The organism is Pelagicoccus sp. SDUM812003, assembly GCF_031127815.1.
Classification (GTDB): Bacteria; Verrucomicrobiota; Verrucomicrobiia; order Opitutales; family Opitutaceae; genus Pelagicoccus.
This window is the reverse complement of the sequence record NZ_JARXHY010000001.1, coordinates 478153-500739: the sequence shown is the minus strand read 5'-3', so window position 1 is coordinate 500739 and position 22587 is coordinate 478153. Positions and strand designations below refer to the sequence as shown.

At 58.5% G+C, this 22587-nt stretch carries 14 protein-coding genes and 1 CRISPR repeat array; of the genes, 9 read left to right on the top strand and 5 right to left on the bottom strand.

Annotation, left to right across the window (positions count from 1 at the left end; translation table 11 throughout):
- Positions 1–43: 43 nt before the first annotated feature.
- From QEH54_RS01985 to QEH54_RS01970, 4 genes are all read right to left on the bottom strand, one after another.
- Positions 44–3196: an error-prone DNA polymerase gene (locus QEH54_RS01985; RefSeq protein WP_345785628.1), complete on the bottom strand. Its 3153-nt coding sequence runs from the start codon at positions 3194–3196 to the stop codon at positions 44–46.
- A gap of 116 nt (positions 3197–3312) precedes the next feature.
- Positions 3313–4848, bottom strand: a complete 1536-nt coding sequence (locus tag QEH54_RS01980; protein WP_309016936.1) for a DNA polymerase Y family protein — start codon at positions 4846–4848, stop codon at positions 3313–3315.
- Between the two features lie 60 nt (positions 4849–4908).
- Positions 4909–5595, bottom strand: a complete 687-nt coding sequence (locus QEH54_RS01975) for a hypothetical protein (protein ID WP_309016935.1) — start codon at positions 5593–5595, stop codon at positions 4909–4911.
- A gap of 730 nt (positions 5596–6325) precedes the next feature.
- Positions 6326–6583, bottom strand: coding sequence for an Arc family DNA-binding protein (locus QEH54_RS01970; protein WP_309016934.1), 258 nt, complete (start codon positions 6581–6583; stop codon positions 6326–6328).
- Between the two features lie 191 nt (positions 6584–6774).
- On the opposite strand from QEH54_RS01970, the gene cas3 reads away from it, so the two are divergent.
- From cas3 to QEH54_RS01930, 8 genes are all read left to right on the top strand, one after another.
- Complete coding sequence (cas3, locus tag QEH54_RS01965) at positions 6775–9006, top strand: CRISPR-associated helicase Cas3' (protein WP_309016933.1); 2232 nt, start codon at positions 6775–6777, stop codon at positions 9004–9006.
- A 452-nt stretch (positions 9007–9458) separates the two neighbouring features.
- A complete protein-coding gene (gene cas5c, locus QEH54_RS01960; RefSeq protein WP_309016932.1) occupies positions 9459–10178 on the top strand; it encodes a type I-C CRISPR-associated protein Cas5c in 720 nt (239 codons plus the stop codon).
- A 2-nt stretch (positions 10179–10180) separates the two neighbouring features.
- Complete coding sequence (gene cas8c, locus QEH54_RS01955) at positions 10181–12082, top strand: type I-C CRISPR-associated protein Cas8c/Csd1 (RefSeq protein WP_309016931.1); 1902 nt, start codon at positions 10181–10183, stop codon at positions 12080–12082.
- A gap of 33 nt (positions 12083–12115) precedes the next feature.
- On the top strand, positions 12116–13051 hold the full coding sequence (cas7c, locus tag QEH54_RS01950) for a type I-C CRISPR-associated protein Cas7/Csd2 (RefSeq protein ID WP_309016930.1): 936 nt from the start codon (positions 12116–12118) through the stop codon (positions 13049–13051).
- Positions 13052–13055: 4 nt separating this feature from the next.
- Entirely contained in the window at positions 13056–13685 is a 630-nt protein-coding gene (gene cas4, locus QEH54_RS01945; protein ID WP_309016929.1) for a CRISPR-associated protein Cas4, read from the top strand.
- Positions 13686–13715: 30 nt separating this feature from the next.
- Entirely contained in the window at positions 13716–14747 is a 1032-nt protein-coding gene (gene cas1c, locus QEH54_RS01940; RefSeq protein ID WP_309016928.1) for a type I-C CRISPR-associated endonuclease Cas1c, read from the top strand.
- Positions 14748–14749: 2 nt separating this feature from the next.
- Complete coding sequence (gene cas2, locus QEH54_RS01935; RefSeq protein WP_309016927.1) at positions 14750–15046, top strand: CRISPR-associated endonuclease Cas2; 297 nt, start codon at positions 14750–14752, stop codon at positions 15044–15046.
- A 181-nt stretch (positions 15047–15227) separates the two neighbouring features.
- A CRISPR array of direct repeats spans positions 15228–17898; the repeat unit is 37 nt; unit sequence GTCCTGTCCGGCCTCCCGCCGGACAGCGGATTGAAAC.
- Positions 17899–17996: 98 nt separating this feature from the next.
- Positions 17997–19856 carry a DUF5060 domain-containing protein gene (locus tag QEH54_RS01930; RefSeq protein WP_309016926.1) on the top strand — a complete coding sequence of 620 codons (1860 nt, stop codon included), beginning with the start codon at positions 17997–17999 and terminating at the stop codon, positions 19854–19856.
- 129 nt (positions 19857–19985) lie between these two features.
- On the opposite strand, the gene QEH54_RS01925 is transcribed toward QEH54_RS01930, so the two are convergent.
- Complete coding sequence (locus QEH54_RS01925; RefSeq protein WP_309016925.1) at positions 19986–20816, bottom strand: DUF4412 domain-containing protein; 831 nt, start codon at positions 20814–20816, stop codon at positions 19986–19988.
- Positions 20817–21152: 336 nt separating this feature from the next.
- On the opposite strand from QEH54_RS01925, the gene QEH54_RS01920 reads away from it, so the two are divergent.
- Positions 21153–22574, top strand: a complete 1422-nt coding sequence (locus QEH54_RS01920; RefSeq protein ID WP_309016924.1) for a DEAD/DEAH box helicase — start codon at positions 21153–21155, stop codon at positions 22572–22574.
- Positions 22575–22587: the final 13 nt, after the last annotated feature.

Genomic DNA, 22587 nt, shown 5'->3' with positions numbered 1-22587 from the left:
TGGAGCGGGACCTCCGGGCGCGCGCTTTCACCGTTTCCCCCCTTCAATGAAAATCGTAACTCGCCGAGGCCGGCATTTCTCCCGCCAGCAGCGGTTCGATTCGATCCGCCTTCACGCACACCACGCCTTTCATATTCTGCAACACGCCGGATATTCTAAGAAACTTCTCCTGCGTAATGGTTAAACGACTACGCTCGAAAAGCGTGGGCACCACGATAGCGTTGCTGATTCCCGTTTCATCTTCCAGCGAGATGAACACAAACCCCTTCGCCGTACCCGGTCGCTGGCGACAAATCACCTGCCCCGCCACCGTCACACGCGCGTTCGGAGGGGTGCTCGCCAGATCGCAAGCTCTCCAAACCTGCGGCAAGCTCGATCGCAGCGAAGCCATCGGATGCCCTCCGACTGTCACCCCGACGCCTTGATAATCCGCCTGCAGCCGCTCCAGATGCGTCATCATCTCCAGCGGGCTGAGCTCCTCTTCCGGCTCGTCCACGAACGCGAACAAATCGTCTTCGTCTAACAGCGTCTCCACCTCCCACAGCGCCTTGCGCCGATCGCCGCAAAAGCAGTTCAGAGCCCCGATCGAGGCCAGCTGCCGCAGCTCCTCCTTGTTCAGGCGGGTGCGAAACCGGAAATCCTTGAGCGAGGAAAACGCACGTCGCTCGCGCTCCAAAACCAAAGCCTTGCCTCGCGTCGACGAAAGCCCCTTCACCATCACCAGACCAAGCCGGATCTCCTCCCCATCGGCAGCCTCCGCCGTGCCGGCAGACACGCTCCCCCCCCATTTCGCCACGCATTTCCAGTCCGATTTCATCACGCACACAGGGCGCACGCGAACGCCGTGTCGCTTGGCATCCTGAATCAAAGTCGCCGGCGCATAGAAGCCCATGGGCTGGTTATTGAGCAGTCCGGCGTAAAATTCCGCCCCGTAGTGACACTTCAGATACGTGCTCGCATAAGCGAGCAAACCGAAGGAGATAGCATGGCTTTCCGGGAATCCATAGTGGGCGAAACTCGAAACCGCCTGCACCACCTGCTCCACCTTGTCCTCGCTCACGCCGCGATTTCGCATGGCGTTCACCAGCTTCCCCAGCACCTTGTTCATTCGCCTTTCATTGGTGCTAAAGGTGCTCACCGCTCGACGAAGCTCTTCTGCCTGAGCTCCTGAAAAACCAGCCATCACCATGGCCACCTTCAAGATCTGCTCCTGGAACAAGGGCACGCCTAGCGTACGTTTCAGCGTATCCACCAAACGGGGATCGATATAGGAGACCTTGCTCGAATCCTCGCGACGCTCCAGATAGGGATGCACCATCTTGCCCTGAATCGGGCCCGGGCGAATAATACCCACCTCTACCACCACATCGTAAAAGGTCTTCGGCTTCATGCGCGGCAGGGTCGCGATCTGAGCTCGGCTCTCGATCTGGAAGACCCCGATGGTGTCCGCGCGCTGCATCATCTCGAAGGTCGCCCTGTCGTCCTTGGGTATCGAAGCCAAGTCGATCGGCACGCCTTTCGCATTGAGCGACTCCATGGTATCCTGCATCACCGCCATCATACCAAGCCCCAACAAGTCCACCTTCACGATGCCCAGATCCTCGCAGTCGTTCTTGTCCCATTGGCAAACGGATCGTCCCGGCATGGAAGCTGGCTCCAGCGGCACCACCGTATCCAGCGATCCCTGACAAATAACCATGCCTCCGGAGTGCTGCCCCAAATGCCGAGGCATGCCCAATATCTGCTGGCAAAGCTTCGACAACGCCCGCGCTCGAGGATGCTGTTTCGAAATGCCGGACTTCTCCAATTGTTCCTCCAGCCCCACTCCATGCTCGTAGTTGTGGCTGCCGAACAGCGACGAAAATCGCCCCAGCGCCTCCTCCGGAAACCCGAGAACCTTGCCCACCTCCCGAGCCACGCTCTTGCGTCGGTAGGTGATCACGTTCGCCGTCATAGCCGCTCCATGGCGTCCGTAGCGACGGTACACTTCCTGAATCACCTGCTCGCGCCGATCCCCGCTGGGCAAGTCGATGTCGATATCCGGCCAGCTCTTTCGTTCCTCGTTCAGAAACCGCTCAAACAACAGCCCCGCCTCCACCGGGTCCACCGGCGTGATCTCCAAGCAAAAGCACACCACGCTATTGGCGGCGCTGCCACGCCCTTGGGCCAAGATGGAATGATCCCGGCAGAAGTTCACCAGATCCCACACGATCAAGAAGTATCCAGAAAATCCTAACTTAGCGATCACCGCCAGTTCGTACTCCATCTGCCGCCGGGCCTTCTGGCTCGGTTCCCCTCCGTAGCGCTTGCGGGCCCCCTTCCAAACGACTTCCCTCAGGTAGCTGTTCATGGAATGCCCCGCCGGCACGTCATAGGAAGGGAATTCGTATCCAAGATTCTCCAACGAAAACTCCACCTGCTCGGCCACCCGCAACGTATTGTCCACCGCCTCCGGCATATCGCGAAACAGATACCGCATTTCCTCAGGCGCTTTCACGAAGCGTTGGCCATTTCGACTCAGCAACGAGCCCGCCTCGTCCAGCGTCACCTTCTCACGCAAGCAGGTAAAGACATCCATCAAGGCCCGCCCCATAGGCCGAGCGTAGCTCACCCCATTCGTGGCCACCCATGACAAGCGCCTTGCCTCCGCCAAATCCCGCATGGCCCGCACCCAGCGCTGCTCGCCACGTTCGTGCCTGCGCTGCAACTCCACATAAACATTCTCGTCGCCAAAGCCCTTGATCAGCGCATCCAAGCGACTCTCCACCTGCTCTCGATCCCCTCGCTGCCAAGCCTCATAAAGCGGCCCTTCCTCATCTCCCGTCAACGCCAGCAAACCGCCGACTCGTCCCTCCAGCTCGCTCCACTTCACCCTACCCTCGCCTTTCGCCCCTCGCAAATGCGTATCCGTCAGCAAACGACAAAGATTCCGGTACCCGGCCCGAGTCTTCACGACAACCGGCAAGGCCGAACCATCCTCCATCGGCAGCTCGCAGCCTACGATGGCCTTCACCCCACGCTCGCTAGCTTCCGCATGAAAACGGGCCGAGCCATACACGCCGCCGCGATCGCACACCGCCATGCCCAGCACCCCTCGATCCGAGCACGCCTCCGCCAACTCATCCGGCTGCGACGCCCCGCGCAGAAACGAAAACGCCGACCGGCCATGCAACTCTACATATCCACTCAAACCCATCTATTCTCCATCTCAATCCAATCCTATTGCCATCAAGCCATCAGTGCCCATCTGAGCAATCTGTGGGCGAAAAAGCATACGCAGACCTTCATCCCATTCGTGGTTCCAAAAGCCATCTAGTACGCGCCTTCCACCTTCCATCCCTCCTCGTCCTTGCAAATTCGATACACACCACCCTTGTTGAGCTCCACATCCCATTCCACGCGATTCCAGTTCCCTGTCTCCTCCCACCAATGCCCCGAGTGCAGCCAAGGGCCACGCACCGCCTTCACGAAGCCCGAAACGCCTTCCGCCTGAACCCAAACAGGGAAACGCCCTTGCAGCTCCACCGCCGCGGCGCGTGCCGGACGAAAACGTCGCAACGGCATTCCGTAACAGCTTTTCAATGACAATTCCTCCCGCAGCGGCGGCACCGACGATGGCAAAGCTCCCAGTTCGAATCCGTCCGGCCGCCCATCCGCATCCAGGGAAGGCCGCCCCACGCGATCCGCACCGATGATGCCCGCCACTCGCGACAAGGTTTGCGTGAAGCGATGCGGGTTCTTCAAACTGCTCTCGAAAAGTCCAAGCTGCCGCTCCTTGAAGTCCGCCACCTCCAGCCGCAGCTCCATACGCGCCACCGGCGACTCCGCCTCAAGCTCCTCCAACCGTGCCGACAGCAAGCGAAAGAGCGCCTCCGCATCGCTCGTCTGCTCCGGCACCTTCTGGACCACCGATAGCGGTTCCCCGTAAGCCAGCCCGAGCTCCATCCGCATCGCGACCGCCACCTTGTGAGCCACCCGCATGCGCGCCGACAGAGCATCGAGAAAACGGCGGGCGAGAAACAGCAACGGCTCCACGGAATCCACATCGTATTCAAATTCCCACGACTCGATAAAATCATCAGGCACCTCCGCCACCGACACCACGCGCTGCTCACGCCCCGTCAAACGGTCCCACAGCAAAACGCCTTCCACCCCCAGCCGAGCTCCCACCGCCGAACGCTTCAGCTTTGCGAAGGCCCCCACCGTGCGAATCCCCCATTTTTCCAACACCGCTCGCAAGCCATCGTCCATGGCCACCTTCGACAAAGGCAGCGCATCCATAAACCGGCCTAAGGCAGCGTCCGCTGTCCCAGCGCGCTCCGAAGGCGGAGCATCGACCCCCACCACCAACACCTTTCCCTCCACTTCACACGACGCCAGCGACGCCACCACGCAGCTTTCCGCCACGCCGACTCCCAACGTCACTCCCATCACGGCCAGCTCTTGGGCAATCTCCGAACAACGCCCCAGCGCTTCGCTAAGCCTAACCCCGCGCAGATCCACCAACACATTGCCTGGCCCGTCGATTTCCACACGCGGCGAGACCGTACAAGCCAGCGTAAACAGCAAGCCCTCCAACCAGCGTTCCGCTCGCTCAGAACGATAACGCGCCACCAGCCCCTCGCAACGAGCCAAAGCCTGAGGTATCGACATTCCGCTTACAACTCCCTCTCGGCGAGCTGGCTCCGTCACTTCCAGCACCACCGGCTTCTTGACCGTCGGGTCGACCACAGCGACAGGCAAGACCGATCCATCATCAATGCAGGGTTCGGACGCCGCCTCGAATCTCCCTCCCACCGACAAGACCGCCTGCAACGCCAAACGAGGAATCTGTAGAACCGCATACATTTATCAAAATCCAAAATTCGAATACACTTCCTTGCCACTCGCTATCACAGCGTGCCATCCCTAGCCCACACGCTGCACCAGCCGAGGAAAAGCTTCCCGTTCCCGCGTACGCTTTCTTAGCACGTCGATCTCCAGCGATCGGCCCAAATCGTCGATCGACGCATCCAGTTTATCGATACACATTTGACCAAGCAGCGACACTCGAACCTGAGCGCTGGGAATCATCGGCTCTGGCGTAAAAACGCACACGAAGGAGCTCGAACGCTCCGCCAGACGCTGCAAACGATACCAATCCGCCGACTTCACCGAACGGCGCAGCTCGCGCTGCTCCATGTCGCGCAAATCCACCAGCACCATGCCGAGGTTTTCGTCACGCAGCAAGGCGTCCGCCACCTTCATGGCCTCGCTCGCGGACCGGCAACGGGCCCATAGCAAATGCTCCAGCAAAGGCTTCGGCGTAGTCTGCGGGTCGAAAGAATCCGTGCCGTCCACCAACGCCGCAAAGCGCTGAGCTCGACGCATCGCCGCTAGCAGATGCAGCAACAGCGCCTGACCGCCTCCACTCGCCCGAGCTTCGGCGATCTCCGTAAGCAGCCCCGAGCGCAGCCCTCCCTCGAGAGCCTCGTCCAAACCGTCGACACCCGTCCTGAGAGCTTCCGATTCCGCGGGTCGCGCGCGCTCGACTCCGAGCTCGCCAAACATCTCCTCCAGACGGGTCGACGCGCTGCCTGTTCGAGCCGTCGCCACGCCCCCATTGCAGAGCGCCCGAGAGCCCCCGTCAACGCCCCCGCGCCCCGCAAAACGTAAAGCCTTCGCAGGCGCCTCAGCCCCAAGAATTTGCCCCTCGAAAAAAATTGTCTCGTCTGCCTCGCCCCTCACCCGCCCACCCTAGCGCAAGCCCTTGGACATCCGCCGTCCGAGGGCCGGGACATTCGGTTCCTACAGACTAGCAGGCCTGGCGAATTTCTCCGAACTCGTTTCGCCAGCCCAGGACCCGACCTCGGTAGGTTCGCTTCCGAATGGTAAGGCTATTTTCCGATCCGTATCGGCGACGCCACATCACTGCACTGCTTCAGAATTCCCTTGTCTCGCGTTCGCAAGCTTAGCCCCATCTCGCGAGCCGCTGCCACATGAGTCGCATCATAAAACGTCAGACCACTGGCTATCGACTCTCTCAAGATTTCACTCGCCCCGACCTCGTCAACCAACTCCACCATCGAAAGACCCTCTGCCAAAAAGTCACTCGCCCTCTCCTCCGAAATGCGTCCCGCCCTCTGGTAAGTCCGCAGCACATTGCCAAACTCACTCACAATCAGCGGGTGCGCCAGCCAGCGCGGAAACCGTCGACGCAGGGCCTCCGCGTCAGTTTGCAGACTCTCTGTACCGACAAACAAATCTGCCAACGCGCAGGAATCGACAGCTACAGCTTCACTATCAGCGCCCAAAGCAAAGTCCTATCTTTTCAGGTGCGAAAACATTACGCCCGCCCCTCTCGCCGAGCAGCATCAATTTCATTGGCCGTAAGCGGCTCGATGCCCTCCCGCAATGCTCTGATCCGGCTCAACTGCTCCTCCACATCGGCACTCGCAGATTCCTGGCGCATGGCCTCCTCTAGCAACACCAGAGCCTCTTGGTTCAAGCTTCTGCGATTGCGCCGAGCGGAGCGAACCAGCTTCTCCTTCAACCCCTCCGGAACCCGTCGTATCGTCAAACTCCCCATGATGCTGTTTAGCATGCAGAACGGTGCCAAAACGCAATCACTTTATCCCGTTAGCAAGAATGCGCCATCTCAGCCAACATCAGAGCCTGAGACCGCGCTTGTCCTACTCCGAGAGATAAGATTCCCAGCAAACCTACCCATCACTGACTTTTTGCTTAAAATAAAAACGATAATTCCTTAGGAAATAATACTAATCCCTCTGCACCTTGTTCCCACCTCAATTCTACGCCCACACCGCCGAAGGTCCAACCGGTGCACCGCTACCCAAAAACAGCTGGCAGCCGCTATCGGTCCATCTGCAAAACGTTGCGAAACTGGCAGCCGGTTTCGCGGCACCATTCGGAGCCCGTTACGAGGCCTACATCTGCGGCCTTCTGCATGACCTAGGTAAGTACCAGCCTGATTTCCAAACATACCTGGAACACGGGACACCCCGGACGCCTCATGCGATTCACGGAGCGGCGCTACTTCAGCAGTTTCCGACTCTATCGAACGTCATCGCGAGCCACCACGCGGGACTGCACGACTTCTCAGATGAGTTCGAAGCGAAACTAATCGAGGTCCGCGAAGCTGGCATATTGCCGAAACTCCAAGAGGCCTACTTGAACGACGGCTTACCCAAACCGCCTAAGCCCCAAGCGACCTTGAGAGACAAAATCGGCTCACCATCACTCGATCTCCATCTTCGCCTCCTCCTCTCAGCACTAGCTGATGCTGACTTTTTGGATACAGATCAGCACTTCCGCGAAACGAAGGACAACTCGCGACCAGAGCCCAAACACGACGGCATTGATCGTCTACTCGAAAAGCTAAATCAGCAGATTGTCTCGTTTGCGGAAGCGCCAGACCCCTCCTCGCTCAACCAACTTCGCACCCGCATCGCCAAACGCTGCCTCGCAGCAGGGGAAGAAAACTCACCCGGAATCTTCTCCCTCACCGTGCCAACGGGCGGAGGAAAGACGATCGCCTCCGCAGCATTCGCCTTGGCGCACGCTGCCAGGCACGGTTTCAAACGAGTGATCTATGTCATCCCTTTCACCTCGATCATCGAACAAAACGCTCGCGTATTCGCCAAGCTATTCGGATCGCACAATGTGCTCGAGCACCACAGTTTAGCCGACTGGCAGAAAGACGACGACCAAGACGAACCTACTAGTTCAGTAGCGACTCGAGCCAGGCTCGCCGCGGAAAATTGGGACGCTCCTTTCATCGTCACGACGAACGTGCAGTTTTTCGAAAGCCTCCACGGATATCGACCTTCCGCACTACGCAAGCTGCATCGGCTGATGAATTCCGTGGTGCTCTTCGACGAGTGCCAAACCTTTCCCCCGGAGCTCCTCGACCCCTCGCTCAAGACGCTGAACGCTCTAACAGACTACGGAAAAACATCCCTCGTTTTCTGCACTGCTACTCAACCCGCATTTCAGCGGAGAAAATTTTTCGACGCCGGACTTCCGGAAATAACCGAAATCATCCCCGATGATAAAAGCTGGCGCCTGCACGAGCGTTCTGAATTCAAACGCACACGCATCCGATTCTCGGATCAGGAAATAGGAATGCCAGATTTCGCCCGTCGCGTCTCACAGACGAATCGCGCCCTTGCCATCGTCAACACTCGTCGTTCCGCACGAGAGCTCTTCGAAGCGATTAAAGCCGAATCCGCAGATAGTGGTTTGTATCACCTTTCCACATACATGTGCCCCGCTCATCGACAGGATGTTTTAGATGTCATTCGCATTCGATTGAGCGACAACGACACTGCCTGCCTCGTTGTATCTACCCAGCTGATCGAGGCTGGCGTGGACCTCGATTTCCCCAAAGTTTTCCGAGCGCTTGGACCGCTCGACGCCATCCTTCAGGCTGCGGGACGCTGCAACCGCGAAGGCAAGCTCACCGACAGTTTTGGCAATCCCAAGCTTGGCGAGGTGGAAGTCGTCAACCTGGCCGGAGCTACCTTGCCGCCGGGCGTCTACCGACAGGCCACAGCCCTTGCTAAGAAATACCTGCCTCAGGGCGGCGGAGGTGAAATCACCCCCAAAGCCATCCGCTCCTACTTTCGCGACCTCTATCACGATACCGATCGCGACACAAAGAACATCGTGGGCATGAGCGCCAGCCGTCTGCACCGAACGATTGGACAAAGCTACAAGTGGATAGACGAAGACGAGCCAACCGAGTCCGTGCTGACCGACTACAATGAGGAAGCCAAAGCTTGGATCGGCGAACTCGAATCCCGCGAATACGAGCCGCTCACGCGCTACGAACGACGTTCAATTGCGCCGCTCTGCATCAACCTTCGCGCCTCAGAAGCCGCCAAAGGCATCGATAAAGGCAAGCTCCGCAAACTCTCCAACGGGCTCCATATCACCCAAAGCTACCACCCCCGATTCGGCTACAACCCCGACGGTGTCCTGCTCGATGAGCATTCGATTTTGTAGAAAGAAAGGCCGCCCGAAAAAAATTCGGGCGGCGATTAATCAGCGAAATGCTGGACCAACTTAAGTTTCAATCCGCACAAAACCAATAACTTAGGCTCTATGAAAGCGCTTCCTGCTCGCCTTAATGCAATCTTCCACACCGACACACTCAATCAAAAAGAATTGCCAAAAATCAATTTTTCCCGTCTTAAGTTGGTCCATGCTTTCAAACCACCTAATTGTGATGGTGTCCTACCATGAAGACTTCGGTTACTTCGCAAATTGTTCTCTTCATCCGGGAGCAGTCGGAACTGGCAACACCCCGGACTCCGCGTGCGAAAATCTGATGCAATCCATTTCTACGGTCATGGGTGACATACCAGCTCAAGTAGACCCTGAATACGAGCCCGTTTCCCTACACCAATCCACCCTTCGCTTTTCTCCTTTCGAAAAAATCTGATCTCTCCGTACCCATGCCAGCAACCATCCCAATCTCCCTCAAAGTCTGGGGCGACTACGCCTGCTTCACCAGCCCTGAAACGCGGGTCGAGCGCGTTTCCTATCCAGTCATGACCCCTTCCGCAGCTCGCGGCACCCTCGAGGCTGTCTTCTGGAAACCTCAAATCATGTACGAGATCGAGCGTATCCAGGTACTAAATCCCATCCGCTTCACCTCGATTCGCAGAAACGAGATACAGGGCACTGTGACCGTCAAAGGGAAAAGCGGGGTGAACGCCTGGATGAAGGACCCGAGCGGATACCAGCCCTACCTTGTCGATTCCGCAGGGCGCGACGACGTGCAAGGCGAAAACCGGACCCAGCGAAATAGCGTCATCCTCAAGGACGTGGCCTATATCATCGAGGCTAGCTTGATTGTGAAAAAGCCAACGCCAAACGACACACCCGCAAAATACCGTGAGATGTTTACCCGACGCGCGGACCGCGGCCAATGCGTGCGGCAACCTTGCCTGGGTATCCGCGAATTCGCTGCCTACTTCGCGATTCCCGATGGATCGGAAGCCCCCATCAGAGAAAGCCGCGACCTTGGTATCATGCTCTACGACCTCGATTTCCCTGCTAGCAAAACACCCGGACTCCACGCTCCCGAATACGCACTCTTCGCTCCGGCCAAACTCGAGAACGGAATCCTCAACGTCTCTGACATGAGACAAAACCTCTATCGCCGCGCCTAGCCATGATATTTCCCGCACTCTATCGCTTCGCTCAGGCCAAAGGCCTGCTCGAGGAACTCGATTTCACCGAACAAACCCTCCGAGCCGTCATCGATCTCAAACCCGATGGCTCCTACATCGGCACCTTCCCGGTCGGAACGAAAAACGACCCGATCAAAAAGCCTGTTTCGAAAATCCCTGCTCGCAATTCTGCGGCGATCGCCTGTCTCGGAGCCGATACCGCAAACCGCGTCGTTCCTAACCTTGACCCAGAGGCCAACAAGTTCGCAATCGCGACCCAAAACTTGTTTCTCGAACAACTGAAAAGCCTGGCGGCAGACAAGCCCCATTCGGGTATCCAGGCCGTAGTCAATTTCCTAGCACAGCTCGCCAAAGATACGGACATACAGCAGGCGATCAAAGACGCATTTGAAAGCGAGAAGCTCAAGCCATCCGACTGGATTACGTTTCGCGTGGAAGGATTTCCTGGGTACCTTATCGAATGGGACGAGCTAAAGGACTGGTGGAAAGAAAAGTCGAAACACGCTGAAGAAGAACGTCACGCATCAAAAAAAGACGAGTTCGTCCCGTGCATGGTGACAGGCAAGCTCTGTTCACCGCTTCTTACCCACGGCACAAGAATAAAAGTCGCTCCCGGCGGACTCGCTGGTGGAGTGGCTTTGGTCTCAAGCGACAAGCCAGCTTTCGGTTCTTATGGGTTTTCCAAAGCGCTGGTGAGCCCAATGTCCGAAGAGGCCGTGGAAGGATATGTCCGAGCCATCAACTACCTCGGCGACAAGAAAAACAAGGATCGCCACTACCGCACCTCCGATACGATTTACCTCTTCTGGTGCGATCAAGCAGAGGTAGAACTCAATCCTGCAAAAGCCATCGAAGAGGGCGATTCCTCAAAAGCAGAATCCGACGAGGAATGGTTCATCTCAGCGGCTGAAGCTCAGCCTAAGATTGAGAACCTCTCAGACTCGGCGAAGACCGCAGTCGGAGTATTCAACAGCCCAAATTCAGGCATGGAGAAAAAGGGAGCCGAGCTAGCCGCAGCCCGCTTCTATTGCCTTGCCCTCAGTGGCAGCTCCGCCCGCGGCGTCATCCGAAACTGGATCGACCAGCCTCTACAAGAGGCCGTCAGGAATACACGTCATTGGTTCGAAGACATAGAGATTCAGCTCGACCGAAACCTCTACGATCCGCGCGACAAAAAGAAGGACGTCAAAAAGAGACCGATCGTCGCCGCGGTCGGAGACCGCAAATCGAATTGGCCGCTCTGGCAACTGGTCTCGACTCTAGAGGGTAAAGGCGAGAGTTCACCCGAACTCGCTCGATACCGGACACAGCTCTTCACCTGCGCCTTGCGAGGACGGGGCCACCCGGTCCCCATCGAGCTACTTATGACAGCGTGTCGCCGCATTTCAACTACAGGCGACTGCACCCCAGCTAGAGCCGCTCTCATCAAATTACTCCTTACCCGAAACCATTACCAAAAATCCAAAATAAAACCCACTATGCCAGAAATAAACAACAGACTACAAAAAAGCCCGGCATTCCTTTCCGGCCGCCTCCTCAGGGTACTCGATGGCATCCAACGAAAGGCGCTCGGAGAACGGAATGCGTCAGTCATCGACAAGTACTATAGTTCAGCTTCCGCAACCCCGTCAGCAGTCCTCGGAGGACTTGTGGCAAAGGCGCAACCTCACCTCTCGAAAATACGAAAAGACCAAGGCGGACTTGCCCACTGGTTCGAATCCCAACTCGCAGAAATCGTAGATGGGATCGTCGAAAACGAAGGGCTCAAAGCGACGCATTCGCCAGACGAACAAGGCGAGTTTGCTCTCGGTTTTTACTACCAGCGTGTCCTCGCTATGAAACAAAAGCCTGAGGTCGACGTAACCGATCTACAAGAAGACTAACAGAATCCACAACCCTCTAATCCTCACAAATCCATGAGCCAAACCATCACCAATCGCTTCGATTTTATCTACCTATTCGACGTCCAAGACGGTAACCCCAATGGCGATCCCGACGCAGGCAATCTTCCCCGGGTCGACCCCGAAACCTACCGCGGGCTGGTCACCGATGGAGCCATCAAACGTAAGATCCGAGACTACGTCACCATCGCCAAAGCAAAGAACGAATCGTCATCAGAACCTGGATACGAAATCTATTTTCAAACAAAAGGCGGGCCAGAGAAACGTGTACTCAACACCATCCACGAAAAAGCGTATTCGGAAATCGGAGCGAAATCCTCCGACAAGAAATACGAGGACCAGGTCAAAGCCCGCAAATGGATGTGCGACAATTTCTGGGATGTTCGCACCTTCGGAGCCGTCATGAGCATGAAAGAGAACAACTGCGGCCAGGTACGTGGTCCCGTCCAGCTAACGTTCGCTCGGTCTCTCGACAGGATCTTCCAGCAGGAAGTCACCATCACCCGCAAGTCCGTCACAACTCAAAAGGATGCGGAAGAGCAGATCAAAAAGGATGGCAACATCACCGGCACCATCGGACGTAAGTCAATCGTACCCTACGGCCTCTACATGGCGCATGGTTTCGTTTCCGCCCATGAGGCTCAAAGCACCGGTTTCGGCGAAGATGATCTAGAACTGCTATGGCAAGCGCTGCTCGGCATGTTTGACCACGATCGCTCGGCGTCTCGTGGCATGATGACACCTCGCAAGCTCATCGTCTTCAAGCATCAGTCGAAGCTCGGCAACGCCCCCGCACACAAGCTTTTCGATCTGTTGAAAATCGAACTCAGCGACGCTTGCCAAGCCAACGGCGGGATTCCTCGCAGCTACAACGATTACAAAGTCGAGTTCTCCACGGACGAGGTCCCGCAAAATGTCGAGGTTCTAAAGGAACTACTGGAAGCTCTCTAAACGTATGACAACCGTCCCGCTCTCCGCGATCAACCATTTCCTCTACTGCCCGCGGAGGGCGGCTCTGATTCATGTAGAGCGAGTCTTCTCCGAGAACGAGCACACGCTCACCGGCACTGCAGCTCACGAGCACGTCGATTTTCCGGGTTTCGAAACGCGACGAGGCACCAGATTGCTGCGTGCCTTGCCGCTGTTCAGTGACAACTATCAACTCAGCGGAAAAGCGGATCTCGTGGAGGAATCGACAAATGACGACGGAACAAAATCGTATCGCCCCGTCGAATACAAGAAAGGCCCCAAACGGCGCTGGTCCAACAACGAAGCCCAGCTTTGCGCCCAGGCAATCTGCCTTGAAGAAATGTTTGCCTGCGAGATATCCGAAGGCGCGATATTTTACGCTCAGTCTCAAACCCGCGAGAACGTCTCCTTTACCAGCGAGCTTAGGCGACTCGTCCTTGAATCAATCGCTTCGATTCGAGAACAACTAGAGCGGTCTCTAATCCCTCTTCCCGTTCTCAAGCCTCAGTGTGACGGTTGCTCTCTCCACGAGTATTGCTTTCCCGAAACAGATCGTAGCCTACACCACATAAAGAAGCTTCACAGAGCGCTGTTCGATCCAGAGCTTCACCAATAGCGTCCCCATCCTTCTACCAAGCTGAACACCGTGGCTCAAGTCATCAAAAACACCCTCTACCTCATGACACAAGGTCTCTACCTCCACCGAGACCACCTAAGCCTTCGGATCAAAGAGAATAAAGAAACACGCCTTTCAGTCCCCATCCACAACCTCGAATCCGTATGCATATTCGGACACAGCTCCGTTTCCCCTTCTGCCATGCGCCTATGCTGGCAGAACAATGTATCCATATCCTTCTTATCTGAAAACGGCCACTTCGAGGCCCGTGTTGAAGGCATCCCCAACAGTTCGGTCGTCCTGAAACGTCATCAGTTTAAAAAAAGCTCCAGCCCGGAGCACGCCCTCGCTATCGCTCAAAATGTAGTTGCCGGTAAGATACAGAATACTCGCTGGCTACTCCGCCGCAGCGCTCGGGAGCAAACAAATACTGAATCACGCTCGCTCGGCGATGCCGCCGACGCCATGGCCCACCTGCTGAGGGAAACGCAATGCGCAGAATCGCTAGACGCGCTACGCGGCACCGAAGGCCGTGCCGCCGCCATCGCGTTCGACGTTTGGCCACTTCATCTCAAACCAAACGTTCGAGAGAGATTCCACATGAAAGGGCGCAACCGTCGCCCACCGCGCGATCCCGTCAATGCGCTGCTATCCTATGCCTACGCTCTGCTCCGACACGACTGCATTGCAGCTCTTAGCGCCGTTGGCCTTGATCCTTTCCTCGGCTTCCTACATGCCGACCGACCGGCGCGCGAATCCCTCGCCCTCGATCTCATGGAAGAGTTCCGCCCGTGGGCTGAACGCATGATCATCACGATTCTCAATCGCGGTGAAATAAGCAAAAGCGACTTAGTCGAACGAGAAGGCGGCTCTTGGGAGATTTCTTCAAAAGGCCGCAAACAAGTGGTGCAAAGCTGGCAAACCCGCAAGAAACAGGAAACCAAGCATACTTTGCTCAAACAAAAGGTCCGATTCGCTCAACTGCCTCTGATTCAAGCCCGACTCATGGCCAAAACGATCCGCGAAGAAGTCCACACTTACACCCCCTACCTCTACACGTAAACATGCTCGTAATCGTCACCTACGATGTCAGCACCGTTGATCCCAAGCCCGGCGCAAGACGACTCCGACGCGTCGCCAAAATCTGCGAATCCTACGGAATCCGCGTCCAGAAATCCGTATTCGAGTGCCAAGTCGGAAACAAGGAACTCGCGGAAATGAAGATAAAACTCGCCGACGTGATAGACAAAAACAAAGATTCCCTCCGCTTCTACTTGATAGATCAAGCCATGAAAGCCCGTATCGAACATATCGGTACAAACCTTCCGATAGATGTCTCGGAAGACACGCTCATGATATGAAGCTCTCGCGAACCGTAAGCGTCGCTTCAAATCGCACTCTTTCGCAGAAATCCTAATCTACTGATAAGCATAGGATTAATAGTTCTGCTTCGTTCTTTGACAGCTTCATAATTGCGTTCGTCCGACACTTCGCGAAACTGCATCCCTAACCGCCTCGCTGGTAGCGACCTACCCGCGAAGCGTCCTGTCCGGCCTCCCGCCGGACAGCGGATTGAAACGATAGCCCACCCAACAACCCTGAATCAGGGGACTACGTCCTGTCCGGCCTCCCGCCGGACAGCGGATTGAAACTCGCGAATCCGCCGATCGGAGCTACACGAGAGCCGTCCTGTCCGGCCTCCCGCCGGACAGCGGATTGAAACTCGCTCGCCGAAAACGATGCCCGCACCGGCGCCAGTCCTGTCCGGCCTCCCGCCGGACAGCGGATTGAAACTTATCTGCTCCCTTCGTATTGGAGTCGACGACGAGTCCTGTCCGGCCTCCCGCCGGACAGCGGATTGAAACAGGAGCATAACCAACCTTGCACCCGCTGGAATCGATGTCCTGTCCGGCCTCCCGCCGGACAGCGGATTGAAACACGTGTGGGAAAGCATCGACCACCGCGGCTCGGCCGTCCTGTCCGGCCTCCCGCCGGACAGCGGATTGAAACATGCGTTTTGTCGTCCTGTTTATCACCGAACCAGTCCTGTCCGGCCTCCCGCCGGACAGCGGATTGAAACCTTTGGCGCCCTTGACAGGTCTCACAATTCGGTGGTCCTGTCCGGCCTCCCGCCGGACAGCGGATTGAAACTCCACCGCAGCCCCCACCGCTCCCGCGACCAGCCTGTCCTGTCCGGCCTCCCGCCGGACAGCGGATTGAAACAACGGGATCATCGCCCTCTACAACAAGATCCCTGTCCTGTCCGGCCTCCCGCCGGACAGCGGATTGAAACCGTGGTCCTTCACGGTGGCCTTTTCGAGGGAGAGTCCTGTCCGGCCTCCCGCCGGACAGCGGATTGAAACAACGAATGCCAGGTCGCCGCCCGAGCTCTCCCACGCGTCCTGTCCGGCCTCCCGCCGGACAGCGGATTGAAACAACAAAAACGGATCCACCATCCTCGCCACCCGTGTCCTGTCCGGCCTCCCGCCGGACAGCGGATTGAAACTCTCAAGCGGTCGCCTATCTCGATATCGAGATGCGTCCTGTCCGGCCTCCCGCCGGACAGCGGATTGAAACTTTTCCCACGCGGGCGATTTCCTCCCACGTAACGGTCCTGTCCGGCCTCCCGCCGGACAGCGGATTGAAACAACAACGGCGGCCACAACTCCAAGCACCGGAGCGAGTCCTGTCCGGCCTCCCGCCGGACAGCGGATTGAAACTTCGATGGCGAGATGTATGGCCTCGGTGGTGTGGGTCCTGTCCGGCCTCCCGCCGGACAGCGGATTGAAACCATTGTCTCGCATCGCAATAGTCGATGTAGCCTTGTCCTGTCCGGCCTCCCGCCGGACAGCGGATTGAAACGATGAGGTTGTTGTCGAGCTGGCCGGCGGCATTGAGTCCTGTCCGGCCTCCCGCCGGACAGCGGATTGAAACGACTCCACATGCGGGCGTGTAGACTGCGGCGTTGCAGTCCTGTCCGGCCTCCCGCCGGACAGCGGATTGAAACCGGAAACTCGAAGGCGGTCGTGCGTTTGTCGACGGTCCTGTCCGGCCTCCCGCCGGACAGCGGATTGAAACTGCTATCATTTCGGCGAAGCCTTCTAGCACCTTGGTCCTGTCCGGCCTCCCGCCGGACAGCGGATTGAAACCAACTCTAGCTGCTCGATTTCCTTAATGTCTTGGGGTCCTGTCCGGCCTCCCGCCGGACAGCGGATTGAAACCAGCGCAGGCAGCGGCGGATGAGCTCGGCCACAGTGTCCTGTCCGGCCTCCCGCCGGACAGCGGATTGAAACATACGCTATGGGAAGCATTTCGCAGGATAAAACGTCCTGTCCGGCCTCCCGCCGGACAGCGGATTGAAACCTAGGAGGAGTTGTTAGCCACTTGGAGGGAACTAGTCCTGTCCGGCCTCCCGCCGGACAGCGGATTGAAACACGATTGCCGGGGCGAATTCTCCTAGCTCGCTCGTCCTGTCCGGCCTCCCGCCGGACAGCGGATTGAAACCGACAATCACAGCGCCACCATCGAGAACACGGGGTCCTGTCCGGCCTCCCGCCGGACAGCGGATTGAAACATGAGGTCATGGACGACCGGAACAAGCGCTTCAGGTCCTGTCCGGCCTCCCGCCGGACAGCGGATTGAAACTATGGATAGGGCTCCACCCTGAACGTCGAAACCAGTCCTGTCCGGCCTCCCGCCGGACAGCGGATTGAAACAAAGTGGAGGTTCCGCTTTCAAGCGGCGGCACCGTGTCCTGTCCGGCCTCCCGCCGGACAGCGGATTGAAACTTTTCGTCGTAGGCATTTCCATTCACCTCACACCGTCCTGTCCGGCCTCCCGCCGGACAGCGGATTGAAACCGGAAAACGCCGATTGTATTCTCCCACTCCTACCGTCCTGTCCGGCCTCCCGCCGGACAGCGGATTGAAACTCCTGCGTGTCTCCGGTCGAGCCCGAGGCCTCCACGTCCTGTCCGGCCTCCCGCCGGACAGCGGATTGAAACAAGGGCATGTTCGCCGGTCAGGGCAAGGGAAACTGTCCTGTCCGGCCTCCCGCCGGACAGCGGATTGAAACTTCTAAACGCTCGAATCACCGCCGTGTATACGCGTCCTGTCCGGCCTCCCGCCGGACAACGGATTGAAACAACAAAAACGGATCCACCATCCTCGCCACCCGTGTCCTGTCCGGCCGCCCGCCGGACAGCGGATTGTAACGCTAAGCTGCAAGTTTCGCCATGATGAAATGTCTCGCTCTCCCGCCAATAAGCCGCTTTCCCTTCACAGAAGGCCCTTTCTCCGCCATGCTCCCAAGCATGCCCCTAATACGCTCCCCTCGCCGCGCTTCATCCGCCGTCGCCCTGTTCGCCCTGCTCGTCTGCGCCCTCTCCCAGGCAGCCGATTCGGCTTCATTCCAGTGGCAGCCCATCACGCTTCGCTTCGAAGGCCCGCAAACCTCTGAGACCGCCGAGCCAAACCCCTTCACCAGCACCCGGCTCCTCGCCACCTTCACTCACCAACGTACCGGACGAGACCTCACCGTACGAGGATTCTACGCCGCCGACGGAAACGCCGCCCACACCTCCGCTGAAATGGGAAACGTCTGGCTGCTTCACTTCACTCCCGACCTACCAGGCCGCTGGACCTACAACGCTTCTCTCCGAACAGGGCCGCTTATCGCCATCAGCGACGACCCCGAAGAAGGATCGCCCCTTGCCCTCGACTCCCCCAGCGGGGCGTTCGACGTCCTGCCCGCCTCCGAAAATCCCCATCACCTCAGCGACTTCACTCGCTATGGACGACTCACGGTCGAGCGCGAAACCGGCTATTTTCAGCACCGGGGCAACCACCGCTACTTCCTCAAAGGCGGAGCCGACAGCCCGGAGAACTTCCTCGCCTACGTCGACTTCGACGGTACCTACCGCCACAGCGACGAGCATCGCGAGGGCGAGTCCCAACCGACCGCCTCCCTTCACCGCTACCAGCCACACCTGCAGGACTGGCAAGCGGGCGATCCCACCTGGAAAGACGGAAACGGCAAGGGCATCATCGGCGCCCTCAACTACCTGGCCTCCACCGGCATGAACGCCGTCTATATGCTGACCATGAACATCGGGGGCGACGGGAAGGACGTCTGGCCCTACCTCGACCATCAGACCTTCGACCGTTTCGACTGCTCGAAACTCGCCCAATGGGAAATCGTCTTCCGCCACGCCCAGTCGAAAGGCATCCTGCTCCATCTCGTCACCCAAGAAACCGAAAACGAACGCTTGCTCGACGATGGCGAAACGGGAACGTATCGAAAACTCTATTACAAGGAACTCGTATCCCGTTTCGCTCACCACAACGCCGTGGTCTGGAATCTAGGCGAAGAAAACGGGCCTGCCGACTTCTCCCCGCATGGGCAGACCTCCGCCCAGCAGCTGGCCATGGCCAGCTACCTCAAAGCGGCCGATCCCTATAGAAACCCCGTCGTCATCCACACCCACGCCCACCACTCGGTCAAGGACGAGCTTCTCCCGCCTCTCCTCGGATTCCAGCCGCTCGATGGGCTCTCCTTTCAAGTCGACGATCCGCTGCAAGTCCATTCCGAAACCATAAAGTGGATACAGCGCTCACGCGAAGCCGGACACCGCTGGCTCATCTCCATGGACGAAATCGGCCCCTGGCAGGTCGGCGTGCCTGCCGACGTCGACGATCCGGGGCATGACACCCTTCGCCGCCACGTTCTCTGGGGCAGCCTCATGGCTGGAGCAGCCGGCGTGGAGTGGTACTTCGGAGCCCACCAGAAAGGCAACGACCTCGACACCGAGGACTGGCGCTCCCGAGCAGAAATGTGGCGACAAACCGACCACGCGCTCGAGTTCTTTCGCGAGCATGTTCCCTTCTGGAACATGGAGCCAGCCGACCACCTGACCCCCGATCCCCACGACTACTGCTTGGCCCTTGTCGGGGAAACCTACCTCGTCTATACGCCCACCGGCGACAACGCGACCATCGAACTTGGCGACGATGCCAACGCCTACCGTATCGACTGGTACGACCCGGAAAACGGAGGCTCCTTGACGCAAGGCTCGCTGACGGAGGTCTCCGGCCCAGGTCTGCGCTCGCTGGGCGAAAAGCCGCATCGAAAGGGCGCGGGCGATTGGGTCATCCTCCTGCGAAAGCAGCCTTGAAACGACGCCATTTCAGCGCCGATTTCAGGCACAGGGAGGACCTCCGACAGCCCAAAGCGCAAGCGTCCAAGATGTTTCCAGTCTGTAGTTAGCTGAGCGCGAACCACCGCCCGCGGCTCGCTCGGCCGCCTACATCTTCATCTTCTGCATCTTGTAGCCTTTGGGAGCCTTGAACTCCGATCCAGCGATGGCCCTTTCTTCGATGTCGGACAACAGCGTCTCGGAAACCAGCTCGCCCGCTTGGTCGTAGACCTTCGCCATCACCGGAAACCCTTCCAGACTCTGGAGCTTGCCGAGCCAACCGGACTTCAGCTTTCCGTCCACAAACCCCGCCATCGGCCCCTGAGAGAGCGCTCCCATCAAGTCGTCGAACAGCGAGGACATACCCGTGAAGGCCTGCGAAATATCCTCCGCCCCGCCAAGCTTCGACCAAGGGACCACCCAAAGCTCCTGCGACGAGCCGTCCGTGGAGCTCACCTCGACCTTCTCGGCCTCGTACCCTGCCACTGTATCCGTTTCTCCCGTACGATTAACCGTCGTCTCGATCTCAGGTTCGTCCATGGCAGGCATTTTGCCCTTCATCATGCGCTCCATCATCTTGCGCTGAGCCGGAGGCACGTTCGCCAGCTGCCGCTCCATCTCCTCCATGGCTTGGGAAAGCTTCGCGGAGAGCTCCTCGATCGATTCCTTGTCCATCTTCAAGTAGGACTTCTCCGCGTGGTTGACCATGATCAACGTATTGCTCGAACCGTCGAAAATCACTTCGCTGTCCTCGTCCAGGCCAGACATCTTGACCTTCGCCCCGTCGACGAGAATCGTGGCGCTCTCCGCCTCGCCGCCTCCTTCGGAATCCGAATGCGTCAGATTGTAAACATGGCCCGCGAACGCGTTCGAAACCAAAAACACCGACGCCAGCAACACGCTGCGCCCCAACTTCTGTAGGCAAGAGTGGATAGACATGGCAACAGCCTGCAACCCCAGCCCAACCCTTGCACGGCTAAAGCTAAGAAGTACGTAAGCTCCGCGCCTTTCAGCAGCCTCGCGGCGCCTCGCAAACGTCCCCGAAGCCTTGCGCCGATCCCCCTCGACTCAGATTTTGCTAGACGCCGGCCCCCTTTTCCCCCAGCTCTACTGGCTTTTCAATCCGCGAGCGCCTTCTGATCGGCGATCGCCGCGCGGCAAAAGCGGAACCTCTTTCCGCCGTCGCGACACAATCGGCCCAACAGGGCCAGACTGTCATCAGATCGGAGCCGACGCGGATCGCGTTTGGCCATGGCCGTCTCACTCAACTATTACATGCCATTCGCAACGCTCGGGCTACGCCCGGAAATCGCTGACGCTGTCGCCGCCAAAGGCTACACCACACCCTCCCCAATCCAGGCCAAAGCCATCCCTGCCATCCTCGCCGGACACGACGTGCTCGGCGGCGCCCAGACCGGCACCGGCAAGACCGCCGCCTTCAGCCTCCCGCTGCTGCACCGACTCTCCCAGGACAGCTTCAAGCACAAACGCCCACGGGCCCTGGTGCTCGCTCCCACTCGCGAGCTGGCCGCTCAGGTGCACCAGAGCATCCTCGACTACGGCAACCAGCTCAACCTGCGCTCGGGCTGCTTCTTCGGCGGGGTGAACATCAACCCGCAGATAACCGCCCTGCGCCGTGGCATCGACATCCTCGTGGCCACGCCCGGCCGCCTGCTCGACCTTTGCCAGCGCGGCGAAGCCCAGCTCGGCGCCGTCGAAACCTTGGTCCTCGACGAAGCCGACCGCATGCTCGACATGGGCTTCATCCACGATATCCGCAAGATCCTCAAGCTCCTGCCAACCGAGCGGCAAAACCTCTTCTTCTCCGCCACCTACGCCGCGGAAGTGAAGAAGCTGGCCGATTCCATCCTGCGCAATCCGGTCGAAGTGGAAGTCGCCCCGCGCAACTCCACCGCCGATCAGGTCCACCAGGAGGCCTACTCCGTGGGACAGAAAAACAAGCGCTCCGCCCTCGCCGCCCTCATCAAAGACGGCGACTGGCAGCAGACCCTGGTCTTCACCCGCACCAAGCACGGGGCCAACCGCTTGGCCAAACAGCTCGAATCCGACGGCATCACCGCCGCCGCCATCCACGGAAACAAGAGCCAATCAGCTCGCGAGCGGGCTCTGGAAGACTTCAAGACCAACTACATTCGCGTGCTGGTCGCCACCGACATCGCCGCCCGTGGCATCGACATCGTCAACCTGCCGCACGTGGTCAACTACGAGCTGCCCAACGTTCCCGAAGACTACGTGCACCGCATCGGCCGCACCGGTCGGGCCGGCAAGCAGGGCACCGCCATTTCCCTCGTCTCCAGCGAGGAGGAAGCCTACCTCGTGGACATCGAGAGACTGCTCAAGCGAGAAATCTCCCTGCGCGAGCTCAGCCCCAAAGGCGTCATTGGAAAGCAAGTGCACCGCATCGCCAATCCGCCCAAGCCCAAGAAGACCCAGCAAAGCAACCACCCGCGCCCCAAGCCCAACCGCGGGCAGCCGGCCGGCCAAGGCGGCGAGCAAGCAGGCGGCGGCGCCAACAAACGACGTCGCAGCAGACGTCCACGCGGCAGCAAACCGGCCTCCAGCGGACCGCGCAGCGAGCCTCACGGCAAGCCGCAAAACGCCACCTCCAGCGCAAGCCAGGCCGCCCCCGCCCGTCCCACGCGACGCAATCGCCGCCCAAGAGCCCACAGCCTCTAAGCCGCGAAATCGC

Coding starts and splice junctions, on each gene's coding strand:
- QEH54_RS01985 (WP_345785628.1), bottom strand. CDS start 3,196: ATGGGTTTGAGTGGATATGTAGAGTTGCATGGCCGGTCGGCGTTTTCG.
- QEH54_RS01980 (WP_309016936.1), bottom strand. CDS start 4,848: ATGTATGCGGTTCTACAGATTCCTCGTTTGGCGTTGCAGGCGGTCTTG.
- QEH54_RS01970 (WP_309016934.1), bottom strand. CDS start 6,583: ATGCTAAACAGCATCATGGGGAGTTTGACGATACGACGGGTTCCGGAG.
- cas5c (WP_309016932.1), top strand. CDS start 9,459: ATGCCAGCAACCATCCCAATCTCCCTCAAAGTCTGGGGCGACTACGCC.
- cas8c (WP_309016931.1), top strand. CDS start 10,181: ATGATATTTCCCGCACTCTATCGCTTCGCTCAGGCCAAAGGCCTGCTC.
- cas7c (WP_309016930.1), top strand. CDS start 12,116: ATGAGCCAAACCATCACCAATCGCTTCGATTTTATCTACCTATTCGAC.
- cas4 (WP_309016929.1), top strand. CDS start 13,056: ATGACAACCGTCCCGCTCTCCGCGATCAACCATTTCCTCTACTGCCCG.
- cas2 (WP_309016927.1), top strand. CDS start 14,750: ATGCTCGTAATCGTCACCTACGATGTCAGCACCGTTGATCCCAAGCCC.
- QEH54_RS01930 (WP_309016926.1), top strand. CDS start 17,997: ATGCCCCTAATACGCTCCCCTCGCCGCGCTTCATCCGCCGTCGCCCTG.
- QEH54_RS01925 (WP_309016925.1), bottom strand. CDS start 20,816: ATGTCTATCCACTCTTGCCTACAGAAGTTGGGGCGCAGCGTGTTGCTG.
- QEH54_RS01920 (WP_309016924.1), top strand. CDS start 21,153: ATGCCATTCGCAACGCTCGGGCTACGCCCGGAAATCGCTGACGCTGTC.